The following is a 12564-nucleotide window of genomic DNA, read 5'->3' on the forward strand; positions in this document are numbered from 1 at the left end:
AATTACATATCTTCAGGTCTGTTAAATGGATTGTTATTTTTCTTTTGCTGCTGTTCGTCAAACAAACGATCACGGCTGATTGTATGAGGTTTTTCATAATTTACTGGTGTTTCAGCTGGTTCAGACTGAGTCTTGAAATCTGCTAGGCTTGTATTATCTTGTTTCCATTCGTTTGGATCGGGTTTTGTAATGGTGGTATTCTCCATTCTCTGGCTTAGGCGACGCATCGTCTGTGCCGCAAAATCACGGCCTCCTAGACCAAATGCCAAGCCAAAGGCGATGGTGAATCCTCCAAGGATAAGGATAAATGCGGCATTTACGATTGTCTTGGCTACGCCAAGCTGATCGAGAGCCATAAAGAAGGTTAAAGCGATAATCGTATATTTGGCTATGTTCCCAAGAAGCTTTCCTTCAGTAGGCTGTTTCACCATGCTCATAACGATTCGCTTAACTAGATCACCCACATAGAAACCGATGCCAAGAACGATAATCGCTGTCAGCACCATCGGCACGTAGGCAAGAACTGCCGTGAGGATGCTCACTAGGCTTTCAAGGCCGACAAGCTGCAGTGCCTCAATCGTGAACAGCAGGACAACGACTGCTTGTGCGATAAAGCCAACAATTTGCGAAACGGTCATATTACGGTTTGCTTTGCTGTCAAGGGAACCGAGGCCCATGCGGCTGAAAATTGCGTTGAATCCAGCCCGTTCCAGTAATCCTGTTACGAATTGCTTGATCTTTTTTCCGAGCCATAATCCGACTGCAACCAGAATGGCAGCAACAATCATATTTGGAATCATATCCATTACTCGATCGAGCATGCTGACTGCAGGGCCAGAGATACCCTTAATATCAAGCTTTTCCAGTGCTGAAATGACAGTCGGTATTAGAATCAATACATAGACGACAGTACCGATGACAGAAGACAGGCTAAACGACGGTTTTCCAGGAGAAGAAAGGCCAAATCGATCCGCCAGATGATCCGTTCCAACACTGCGCAGGAAGTTGGTCAATATCTCACGTACTACTTTTGCTACCACCCATCCAATTCCAAGGATAAGAGCAGCACCGAGAAGTTTTGGAATAAAGGCGAAGAATCCATCTAGCATTCCTTTAAGAGGTTCCGAGATGGCATCGATTCCTAAGGCAGCAAGAACAGCTGGAAGGAAAAGAAGCAATGTCAGATAGAATACAGCTCTTGAAGCGGAGTGCAGCGTGCGGTCAGCGTTAGCCGGGTCTTTCACCATGTTCCATCTTGACATAAGGCGTCCTAGACCAGCTTTGCGGCCTACATTTTTAACAAGATATGATAAAACAGATGCGATAAGCCAGGCAACAGCGGCAATTAGAACAGCTTTTAAAATATTAGGAATAGCAGCAGCCATGACACCAAGTGCATTTGATAGGGGCTGTGCCACATATGGCAGATTCAGCATGTTAAAGAACATAATGAATGCGAACGCCATAATAATCCAGAACACAATTTTGCTAATAATTTCCTCTGGAGAGTATTTCGTGTTGTGCTGGCGTGACTGAGGCCCGGATTGCAGCCTGTTTTCATCACCGTCATGCTTCATCCAGCGCATCATCTTGTTATCAAAATCTGTTTTCTTTAATGCCGCTTTAACGGCTTTTGACACGATACCGGCGACAAGCCAGCCGATCAGCAGAACAAGCAGTGCCAATAGCAAGTCAGGCAGTCTTCCTAAATAGGCCATCCAAGAATTTACTACGCCATCGTAATCGTACAATGAATTCTCCTCCTTTTTGTATGCGGGTATATGCTTCCTTTCCCAGTAATGATCTCTGCTTAAACGTTTAATTATCGCGGAATTCATTGTAAGCGGTGCATTTTAAATAAAAGGAACGCTCATTTTTGTTAAAATGACAGGAAGGAGACCTATATAATGAAGGGAGGCATTTTTCTTGGCAATGGACTTTATTACATATGACACGAGGAAAAATATGCTATGTAGTCTTCCGATAAGCTACAGTTTTCACAAGTCTATTTTCTATGGACCTGATTCTATGAAATTGAATAACGAAAGCTATCCTCACTTATTTAAATTACGCCACTACCATGGACATAGCGTTGAATATTTTTCTAGTGACATTGCGTGTCTGATTAAAGAACTAAAAAATTATTGCCGCTATATTCATGGCCATCAGCAAAAAGCAGCTCTCTTAATGGATAAAATGTCCGACCCTCTTGTATGGAAAGTAGAATTTACTGGGGATTAAAACCCTTTAACCGTTGAGAGGCCTCATAACAAAAAACGGCTAGATTGACACCCAGCCGTTTTAAGAAGTTTGTTTTTAAGTCTGTTAATCACACGAGGCTGTCTCTACTTTTTGATCTCTCCGCAAAGTACCCGGCCGCCGGAGTTGCCGGAAGGATCGGTTTTGTAATCATCCGCTTTTTCATGCACGACAATTGCAGTACCGCCTTTTTTCAGCAGCGCGTTAGGTGACCCTTTTGCGAGTGTCACATTTTGCGATACAAATGTGACTTTGGCGGTACCCTTTTTATCAGCCTTTAAGTTAGGAATATCGCCCGCATGGAAGCCTTCCGGGTTATTGAAGCCATGTTTCTTCTTTTCAGGGTTGAAATGCTTGCCAGCCGATTCAAAGCTCGGCGCCTCACATTTCCCTATTTCATGAAAATGGATGCCATGCTCTCCTGGAGTCAGCCCTTTAGCGTTCACTTTGATCTCGACGCCTTCTGCTGTCTGCTTTAATTGCGCGGTACCGGAATTTCTGCCCTTTGCATCCATTAAATTCACTTTCACAGCTGATTGCTTCAGATCACTCGCCTTAGCGCTTGATTCATGATTTTCATGATCTTCTTTTTTCTTTCCGCACGCGCTAACAGCTAATAGAAGCAGCACCGCAAGCAGAATCACTGCAAGTTTCTTCAAAAATACAACCTCCTAAAATATCAAGATGTTCTATTCTCTTCCGAAAGTGCCCCATTTTAAACGTTGGGAGTTTCTTTTCTAGATATCTCTTCTGAGCGCTTTTCGGATGATCAAGAACGTGATTCTCCGTTCTGTATTCAGCTCCTATATAATCCGCCCATTTACTTTCTGAAAAGTGGACACAGGTTTGCCGTGTATGTAAATCTCATAACAACACCCCTTTGAGTGTATTCCTGATCATTGTGCACACAATTCGTCTAGTTTCCTTAATGCAAACCTCTACCAAAGTGTTTTTTTATACCGTTAAAAAGGAATTAGATAAGAAGGATGGAAGTGTTAGGGGTAATTAACTAGATAAGGAAGTGTAGGTATGCAAATGTGGCAGACAAAAGAACAGCTAAAAAACCTGGTGAAAGAGCTTGTCAATGTACAAAGCATGACCTTTACACCAGGTGAAGTGTATATGGCAGATTTTCTGAAGGCAAAACTTCAAACGTTACCCTATTTCAAAGAAAATAAGGATCACTTGCGCCTACATGGCCTCGAGGATGGAAGAAAGCTGGTGACTGCCTTTGTCCGGACGGCTGAAAGTAAAGAAACCATTATTTTGCTTAGTCATTTTGATGTCGTCCATATCGATGATTACGGAGACTTAAAGCCCTTTGCATTTGAAACAGATCTTTTAACTGAAAAAATTCGTGCACTTCAGGACTTAAGAGCAGACGTGAAAGCTGACATCGAGGATGGCGATTGGCTGTTCGGACGCGGTACGATGGATATGAAAGCTGGCATCGCCCTTCATCTGTCACTTTTAGAAAGGGCTTCATCAGGCGAATTAAACGCAAACCTGCTCATGATCTCCGTTCCCGACGAAGAAGCCAACTCAGCCGGCATGCTGTGCGGAGTTCAAGTCCTCAACGAATTGAGCCGCGACTATAACATTGACTACAAAGCTTGTTTGAACGGCGAACCGAGCTTCACAAGCCACCCCGGAGACAACCATCATTATGTTTATACCGGCTCCATCGGAAAGCTTCTGGCCGGTTATCTTTGCTATGGAAAAGAAACACATGTAGGCGAACCATTCGCCGGTGTAAGCGGCAACCTTCTCGCGGCAGAAGTGACACGTTCACTAGAGTGGAACACAGATTTCATCGATAACCAAGACGGCGAAATCATGCCTCCCCCCTCCAACCTGCTGCAAAAGGATTTAAAAGACCATTATTCCGTACAAATACCACACGCCGCTGTTACATTGTTTAATGTCATGCTCATGGAAAAACCCCTGCAGCAGCTTACAGAGGAACTTCTATCAGCAGGACAAACCGCAGCCGAGCAGCTGCACAGACTTATGGAAAGCCGCCTAAAGTCATACGAAGTTATAAGCAACATCTCCATACCAGTACCCACTATATCAGTCATGACCTTTCAACAACTATGCGAATATGCAATAACCAAACATGGCCAATCAGAAGTAAAAAGAATACAAAATGAAGTACTTGCCAAAAAACTAGGAGATGAGCGAGAAACCGCCATCCAATACGTGAACGAAATCGCGGGACTCTGCAGAAACCTTGCTCCCATGATCATCCTGTTTTATGCACCGCCATTTTATCCAGCCGTCCACACAAGCGAAAGCCCTCTTATCAAACATGCACTGGACGAAATAACAAAAAACCGCAGCACGGTAAATGAGCGGAAATTATGGAAGAAAAGTTATTTTAATGGATTGTCAGATTTAAGTTACATTGGATTTCAATACAGCGAAGAAGATCTAGAGGCATTTTCGAATAACTTTCCTCTCCTTGAGAAAATCTACCCTTTCCCAATAGAGGCCATGAAACAATTAAATATACCCGTTCTAAATATAGGGCCATTTGGAAAAGATGCTCACCAATGGACAGAACGACTGGACCTTGCCACATTAACAACCGCCCGAGATATGGCAGAACAAGCCATAAACGCCATGATGGCGTTCAAGCACTAAGAGGTCCGGTACCGATAAAGCTCTTCAATATCCCGAAGGGCATGATCTCGGTACCGGACCTCTTATTGATTTTGAATAACATGTCTGCTTATCTCCGTCCAAGAACCAAAACCAACACAAGAACAAAATAAGTCCAAGCCCCTCTAAACAACCAAAACCCTTTTTTACTTCTCCACGGACCACAGTTTCCCTCAGTGGGGTCCGGTACCGATCAAGATTTCCATTATCCCGAAGGGCATCATCTCGGTACCGGACCTCAGATAAGCTTCGAAGAACATGTTCGCTTATCTCCGTCAAAGAACCAAAACCATCTCGGTACCGGACCTCAGGTAAGCTTCAAAGAACATGTTTGCCTATCACCGCCCAAGAACCAGAACCAAAACCAAACCTAACTATCCCATAGACGTAAGTCTAGCTATAATATATATTTTTGATCTTCTCAGCAACCTCGCTGATGTTGTTGGCGACTTGCTGAATGCCGTATCCCATGAAGAGCGGCGATGTGACGAATCTTGGCATGATTTTGACATAGACGATTCCGCTCTTCTCATAGAAAAAGAGGTTGTAGCTGCTGCAGTTTCGGTGAAAGTGGTGAAGAAGAAAATGAGCGCCGGTTTGGATGCAATCTGCAAATTGCTTCAGGTCCCCACCGTTTTCTAAAATAACGTTCAGTTCATAAAAACCAGCACGCGGTTCAGAGGATATATTGAACACCACTCCATTTCCGTGCCAGATGGGAATGCCGTCAAATTGCGAAGAATGCCAGCCATACTGGCAATCCACCTCTTCTAATCCAACAATCTGCATGTGCGGGTGACGTATCGTGCCTCCGGACAGCGGGCCATGATTCTTAAAAAACATCACCGACTTGTATTTTCCGCTTTCTTTCAGCTGTTTCCAATGCTTCATTCCAAACGTAATGAGACGGTATAAATGCTCTTTTGAGTACAGCGAAAGCTCTGTATCGCATTCATCTGTTTCAATAAGAACGGTTTGGAACGCTTTATCAAGAACAGGAAACTTATTCATCACAAGGATAATCGGTCCGTCTTGGTCGACGATTTCTTCCAGCTGTGATAAGTCACAAAAAGGACAAGCGGTATCTTTATATTTGATGCTATTTGGCTTTTTGGCGCCAATATCCGTAAAGAATGTAATCTGAGTTTCTTTCAATGTGCTCACTCACCCTGTCAGTTACTGTATCTTTCTATTTTGAATGTCTTACCGCATATTTGCAACTATACGGCACCGCCTTAGAGTCCTACCTATAGACTGACATAAGGTTTTCGACACCGCCTGTCTATGTATCTAGTAATATGTAATAATTTGAAATATAAATGTAATATTATTTCGCAATAATCTAACCGATATAGGTGTTATAATGAACGCTGTAATAAGCTTGGCAAGATTTACACATACAGGGAGGCTTACCTAATTGAAAAAGAAATTAATGATTGCCAGTTTGTCCTTAAGCCTTGGACTAAACGGCTTCACATATCAAGTCAGTGCCGAAACTTTAAACTCTATTAAACAAAAGCAAGAACAAAATAAAAAACAAGAATCACAAAAAAAATCAGAAATGCATGACAACCATGAAGAGCAGGATGAAACGCTTGCTAAGATTGATAATATTGCCGCAGAGCTGAAGAAGACAGGTAATAAAATCAGTGAAAAAGAATCGGATATCACTTCCACTAAAGCGGTAATCAGCGGCCTGAAAGAAGAGATTGCTGTTCTTGAAAAGCGCATTGCTGAAAGGGACAAGCTGTTAAAAGAACGTGTGAAGTCCATGTACGAAAATGGTGGAGCTGTCAGTTACCTCAGCGTCATGCTCGGTTCAAGCAGCTTCGGGGACTTCATCGACCGCATGATATCCTTGAACCTGATTGCCAGCCAGGATCAGACCATCTTAGAAGAGCACCGTTCTGACAAAGATAAAGTTGCTAAGAAAAAGAGTCAGGTAGAAACAGAGCTGCAGAACTTAACGGCTTCTCTTTCCGAACTTCAAGGACTGAAAAACCAGCTGAATGCCCAAAAGAAAGAACAAAATCGATTATTGGCTTCCTTAAAGGAAGAAGAGCAGCACATACATGAAGATTTAATGGATATTGAAGAGAAAAACGCTATCTTGACTGCACAGGAAGCCGCAATCAAGGCTGAAATAGCAAGAGCGCAACAAGAAGCGGAGCGCAAAAAACGTGAGGAAGCTGCCCGTAAAGCTGCAGCGGCTGCGGCTGCTCGTGCTGAAGCTCAAAAAGCATCGGCACAAGCGAATAAACGATCGTCGGCACCTGCCGCAAAACCAGCACCAGCTCCTGCTCCTGCACCGGCACCAGCTGTTTCATCACGTGATTTCGCATTCCCTACTTCCGGCTATATCACATCACGCTACGGCTATCGTGAAGGCGGCATGCACTATGGCGTCGATATCGCAAAGCCAGGAGCAGGTGTTGCTGTCACGGCTGCGGCTGGTGGAACGGTTGCACGTTCCTACTATTCAGACAGCTACGGCAACTGTGTCTTGATCACTCATTATGTGAACGGGCAAATTTATACAACCGTTTATGCTCATATGAGAAACCGGGCAGTGTCAGAAGGCCAATCGGTTTCTCAAGGTCAGTACCTTGGCGATCAGGGGAACACAGGCAACTCATTCGGCCAGCATCTTCATTTTGAAATGCATAAAGGCGGCTGGAACGCAGCAAAATCGAACGCAGTCGATCCTCTTCCATACATTCAATAACAAAGAAAAACCCGTCTGGAGATCTCCAGACGGGTTTTTCTTTGTTATCCCTCTGCCATAAGCCGCCGCACTGGATTACGGATATACTCGGACATAAGACGATAGTTCGGCCGGATAATGTCATCGGTTAAATAAGCAGAGACCGTTGCTCCGGGCCGCCTTTTTGTGTTAAGTACACCGATGATTTCCTGCAAGCTGCCTACACCGATTCCGTGACCGAAGAATAAGCCGTTTCCAAGGTCCACAATGTTCTCTCCCTGCCATTGCGGCTTCATCGGATCATGCTGCGGATTCTTCACATACAATACATCCCCCGGCATCGGATCTCCATTCGGATAAGCCATGATCTGCAGATCCTCATCATGCTCTGTACTATATAGCAGTATGCCGCTGAACAGCTGGTCGAATATTCTGGCGTTAGACGTTTCCAGCACGGCTTTGTAAAACATGATCATAATCGCAGTGGTGCATTCGAATCCATATTTTCTCCCATTAAAAAAAATATCCGTTATCGCAGCAGACGGCGAAACATCTCTTCTCATTAAAAAACCACCATAGCCGGTAAGCTGCCAAAAAACAGGATTGCAGCGGGCATTCCGGAATGTGGCGAATGCAGCCCCGCTGTCTTTTAAAGCGTAAGCGGCAGCGACAATATTCGTTCTCATCGCTGCTTCAAAAATAAACTGATGGTTGCTCGCATAATAAAAGGTTTCCCGGCTCGCAGCCATCTTTTTTGCTGTCTGCTTCTGCGCAGCTGTCAGCTGACTGAAGCTATCTACGGCTGCCGGTGAAACGGGATAGCCTCCAATAACTATCATTTCTCTCCCCCCTGTCAACACAGGATAGTAGTACATTGTATGTCTGACGGCTGTTTATGTGTCTTTGAATTTAGATGAAAAAAGTGGGTGTGAATTGCCTCAATCCTTCACATATTAAGAAAAAATCAATTTTTAGTAAGAGGAGAACGTAAATGAAACGATACCGCTGCATTTTTTTGGTTGCCATCTTATTTGCTTTAAGCACCCAAGAGGTAGAAGCCGCCAAACATAGTCCGCCCATCCATTACCCACTTACATCCAATGGAAGTCTTGTCTCTTGGGATCAAGCGAGAGAGCTTCTGCCTAGAGGAGCAACATTCACCGTCATTGATAAGGACTCTGGCTTTCATTTCCGCGTGCAGCGCAGAGCCGGCAGCAGCCATGCTGATGTTCAGCCTATAAGCCACAATGACACAGCCATATTAAAGCATCTATATAACGGAAAATGGAGCTGGAAAAGGCGGGCAATCGTCATACCTGTAAACGGCCGATTAATCGCTGCCAGCATGCACGGTATGCCCCACGGGCAAGGATCACTCTCTAACGGATTTCCTGGTCACTTTTGCATTCATTTTCACGGCAGCCGAACACACCGTAAAGAAAATCTTGATCCATCTCATCAATTCATGATATTAAAAGCCGCCGGCAGGCTGGACAACTATGCCGCCAATGCTTCGGCCAAGCAGATTACCGTCATGTTTCTGACTGGTTTGAAGCAAAACGATAAAGATATTGTGAACAGTACCTTGTCTTCAAATCTAAAAAATTCCGAGACCATTGCAGTCTATTTGAAGGACTCAGAAGCGCTTCACTATAAAGTGACAGAGAAGGAATCGCGCTATCCTCCATTCGTCAAAACGAATATAACCGCTCAAGTGAAAATGCACCGGCACAATAAAGATATTCTTAAAACGACATTACATTTCACGCTCAAACGAGACGACTTAACCTCTGGATGGAAAATAACAAAATTAACGGATACGGATTAAAAAACGTATATTATTGTTTATTTTTTATTTATTGTTCGTTTTTCACTTGTTTTTCAGCTGTTTTTTTGGTATATTTACCAACGGACATTGAAAAACACGACCCAGGAGTGGTTTAGATGAAAACGAACTATGATGTCATTGTTGTCGGTGCTGGTCCTGCTGGAATTTTTGCATGCTACGAAATGACAGAAAAGATGCCTCATGCGTCCATCCTTTTAGTGGATAAAGGACACGATATATACGCAAGACATTGCCCGATTTTACAGAAAAAAATCCAAAAATGCCCTCCTGCGGCTGGAAGAAAAGAATTTGCCGGCTGCTTGCCTGCCTGCTCCATCACGAATGGATTCGGCGGTGCCGGTGCTTATTCGGATGGTAAATTCAACATCACTAGCGAATTTGGCGGCTGGATGACGGACTATTTATCCGAAGAACAAGTCGTTGAGCTTATTCAATATGTGGACCGTGTCAATTTAAAGCATGGAGCAACAGACAGCATCACCGACCCATTGACCGAAGAAGTCCGTTCGATTGAAAAGCGTGCCTATGCGGCTGGACTCAAGCTGCTTCGAGCTCGTGTCCGCCATCTTGGAACCGAACAGAACCTTGAAATCTTAAAAAGCATCTATGAGTATTTAAAAACTAAAATAGACATGGCGTATAAAACAGAAGTGGATGACATCATCACCGATCGCACCCAGGACGGGCATACAATCAAGGGTGTGCTGCTGAAAAACGGAGTAAGCGTGATGGCCGATAAAGTCGTGATTGTGCCGGGACGCGATGGATCTGCATGGCTCACTAAGCTGCTGAGGAAACGCCGCCTGAAAGTGAGCGCGAATCAGGTGGATATCGGGGTACGGGTTGAAACTTCTGATATTGTGATGGAAGAAATCAATAAACATTTATACGAAGGAAAGTTTATCTTTAATACGAGTGTCGGCACACAAGTACGAACATTCTGTTCGAACCCTTCCGGACATGTCGTCGTCGAGAACCACTCTGGCATCATGCTCGCCAACGGCCATGCCTACAAGGACCCTAAGCTTGGCAGCCACAATACAAACTTTGCGCTGCTCGTTTCTCACAAGTTTGACGATCCGTTTGAAGAACCGACGGAATATGCCCATGAAGTGTCCAAGCTCGCCAACCAGCTGTCAAACGGAGGCGTAGTCGTGCAAAAGTACGGCGACATTCTTAGAGGCCGCCGTTCTACTGAAAAACGGATGAAGGAAGGCTTTATCCGCCCAACCCTTAAAGAAGCAGTTCCAGGCGATCTTGGTCTTGTTCTGCCTTATAACACGATGAAAAGCTTGATTGAAATGACCGAAGCATTAGATAAGGTCACACCTGGCATGGCATCGGAGCACACTTTATTTTACGGTGTAGAAGCCAAATTTTACTCAGCACGCCCGAAGCTTACTGACCGTTTCGAGTCAGAAATCAGCGGTCTATACGTTGGAGGAGACGGCGCAGGCATCACGCGCGGTCTCGCCCAAGCGAGCGCCTGCGGCGTCTGGATCGCCCGCGACATCGCCAAGAAACTGGGGTCCGGTACCTTTCAGGAAGAGCCGGGTGTTCCAGAACTCGTTTAACAGAAAAAACCAGCTGGTCTCCTTATTGGAGAGGCAGCTGGTTTTTTCCATTCTAATTTTCTGTTTTCAACTTGGAATTCGATGAAACAAGCGTCATTCCATAGCCAAGAAAAGCGCCGATAACAGCTGGGATCAGCCATCCAAGCCCTTCTGTATACATTGGCAGCGAACGCAGCACGGACTCAACCATGCTGATTTCAATACCGGCTGCTTTTAGGCCGTCTATTGCACTTACTGCTGCAGTAAGAAGAAGTGAGCCTTGATACACTTCCGCCCTCCCCTTAATAGCAGGATGAACGAGGGACAAGACAATCAGCACGATGGCAAGCGGATAAATGGCTGTCAATACAGGAACAGACACCGTGATCAGCTGGTTCAATCCGATGTTCGCAACGGCTAGGCTGAAAATGGAAAGCAGCAGAACAATTTTCTTATACGATACACGTGGAAACACTTTCACGCCATACTGGGCGCAGGCTGTGATCAAGCCAATAGAAGTTGTCAGGCAGGCAAGCACGACAGCGGCGCCTAACAGCACGTTGCCTGAAGGGCCGAACAGCTCATAAACAACCGCATTTAAGATCTGTCCTCCGTTTTCGGCACTGCCAAGTGAATGGCTTGTCGCTCCAAGGTAAGCAAGCACGAAATAAACGGCAGCCAGACAGATTCCCGCAATAGCACCAGCTTGTATGACCATTCTCGTCATACGCTTTCCAGTCACTCCATTTTGCTTAACCGCATTGATGACAACAATGCCAAACGCAAGGGCACCCAGTGTGTCCATCGTGAGGTATCCGTCCATAAATCCTTTTGTCATTGGATTATTCTCGTAGGTTTCAGCAGTAGCTCCGATTGGCCCGATTGGATCGATCGACGCTTTTACCATCACTGCGCCAATAATGATAAGCAGCGCCGGTGTCAGGATGTTGCCGATTCGGTCGACAAGCTTGGACGGATTCAAACAAAGCCAATAGGTCACTCCAAAAAAGACAATGGTGGTCAGAAACAGCGGAAGCGGCTGTGCTGCCAACCTTTCAGGCAAAAACGGGACCACTCCCATTTCATACGCAACATTCCCCGTTCTCGGTATGCCGAAAAGGGGGCCGATTGCCGCATAAAGGATGATAGGAAACACGATCCCAAACACTGGGTGCACTCTCTCCGTCAGCCCTTGGAGACCGCCTCCGGTTACCGCCATTGCAATAATCGCCAGCAAAGGCAGACCTACACCTGTAATAAAGAAGCCAAGCATCGCCGGCCATACCTCACCACCGGCTGATTGACCGATCTGAGGCGGAAATATTAAATTACCAGCACCAAAAAATAAAGCAAAAAGCATGAGACCTACGGAAACCGTGCGTTTATTCATGAAAAAAACCTCCAGTTGCGCTACACTAAAAAGCCTTCTTTGAGGCCAATCTATCTATCGAAATTTGTCGAAACAATCATTGCACTCAATAGTTTTAACATAGAAATGACATAGCGTCAATATTCCGACATAAAGAATTTTCAAA

General features: G+C 44.9%; 10 protein-coding genes. 5 read left to right on the forward strand and 5 right to left on the reverse strand.

Annotation, left to right across the window (positions count from 1 at the left end; all coding sequences use genetic code 11):
• Positions 1-2: 2 nt before the first annotated feature.
• The gene (locus ACFQPF_RS04530) at positions 3-1718 is read right to left on the reverse strand and encodes a mechanosensitive ion channel (protein ID WP_417398449.1); all 1716 of its coding nucleotides are present in this window, start codon (positions 1716-1718) and stop codon (positions 3-5) included.
• Positions 1719-1926: 208 nt separating this feature from the next.
• On the opposite strand from ACFQPF_RS04530, the gene ACFQPF_RS04535 reads away from it, so the two are divergent.
• A complete protein-coding gene (locus ACFQPF_RS04535; RefSeq protein ID WP_379747006.1) occupies positions 1927-2241 on the forward strand; it encodes a hypothetical protein in 315 nt (104 codons plus the stop codon).
• Positions 2242-2345: 104 nt separating this feature from the next.
• Here ACFQPF_RS04535 and ACFQPF_RS04540 read toward each other — a convergent pair whose 3' ends face one another.
• Positions 2346-2918 (reverse strand): superoxide dismutase family protein, encoded by a 573-nt coding sequence (locus ACFQPF_RS04540; RefSeq protein WP_379747008.1) that lies wholly within the window; start codon positions 2916-2918, stop codon positions 2346-2348.
• Positions 2919-3288: 370 nt separating this feature from the next.
• Here ACFQPF_RS04540 and ACFQPF_RS04545 point away from each other — a divergent pair, with 370 nt between their 5' ends.
• The gene (locus ACFQPF_RS04545; RefSeq protein WP_379747010.1) at positions 3289-4905 is read left to right on the forward strand and encodes a M20/M25/M40 family metallo-hydrolase; all 1617 of its coding nucleotides are present in this window, start codon (positions 3289-3291) and stop codon (positions 4903-4905) included.
• Between the two features lie 411 nt (positions 4906-5316).
• Here ACFQPF_RS04545 and ACFQPF_RS04550 read toward each other — a convergent pair whose 3' ends face one another.
• Entirely contained in the window at positions 5317-6087 is a 771-nt protein-coding gene (locus ACFQPF_RS04550; RefSeq protein ID WP_379747012.1) for a DUF4931 domain-containing protein, read from the reverse strand.
• A gap of 253 nt (positions 6088-6340) precedes the next feature.
• Between ACFQPF_RS04550 and ACFQPF_RS04555 the strand changes: the two genes are divergently transcribed.
• Positions 6341-7648: a murein hydrolase activator EnvC family protein gene (locus tag ACFQPF_RS04555; RefSeq protein ID WP_379747014.1), complete on the forward strand. Its 1308-nt coding sequence runs from the start codon at positions 6341-6343 to the stop codon at positions 7646-7648.
• Positions 7649-7692: 44 nt separating this feature from the next.
• Here the strand turns inward: ACFQPF_RS04555 and ACFQPF_RS04560 are convergent, their stop codons facing one another.
• The gene (locus ACFQPF_RS04560; protein WP_379747016.1) at positions 7693-8466 is read right to left on the reverse strand and encodes a protein-glutamine gamma-glutamyltransferase; all 774 of its coding nucleotides are present in this window, start codon (positions 8464-8466) and stop codon (positions 7693-7695) included.
• A 152-nt stretch (positions 8467-8618) separates the two neighbouring features.
• Here ACFQPF_RS04560 and ACFQPF_RS04565 point away from each other — a divergent pair, with 152 nt between their 5' ends.
• Together ACFQPF_RS04565 and ACFQPF_RS04570 are read left to right on the forward strand one after the other, a co-directional pair.
• Entirely contained in the window at positions 8619-9455 is an 837-nt protein-coding gene (locus ACFQPF_RS04565; RefSeq protein WP_379747018.1) for a hypothetical protein, read from the forward strand.
• Positions 9456-9571: 116 nt separating this feature from the next.
• Positions 9572-11050, forward strand: a complete 1479-nt coding sequence (locus ACFQPF_RS04570; protein WP_379747019.1) for an NAD(P)/FAD-dependent oxidoreductase — start codon at positions 9572-9574, stop codon at positions 11048-11050.
• Between the two features lie 52 nt (positions 11051-11102).
• Here ACFQPF_RS04570 and brnQ read toward each other — a convergent pair whose 3' ends face one another.
• Positions 11103-12419, reverse strand: a complete 1317-nt coding sequence (gene brnQ / locus ACFQPF_RS04575) for a branched-chain amino acid transport system II carrier protein (RefSeq protein WP_379747021.1) — start codon at positions 12417-12419, stop codon at positions 11103-11105.
• Positions 12420-12564 lie beyond the last annotated feature (145 nt).

The sequence above is a fragment of the Fictibacillus iocasae genome, from assembly GCF_042665465.1.
GTDB lineage: Bacteria > Bacillota > Bacilli > Bacillales > Fictibacillaceae > Fictibacillus > Fictibacillus iocasae.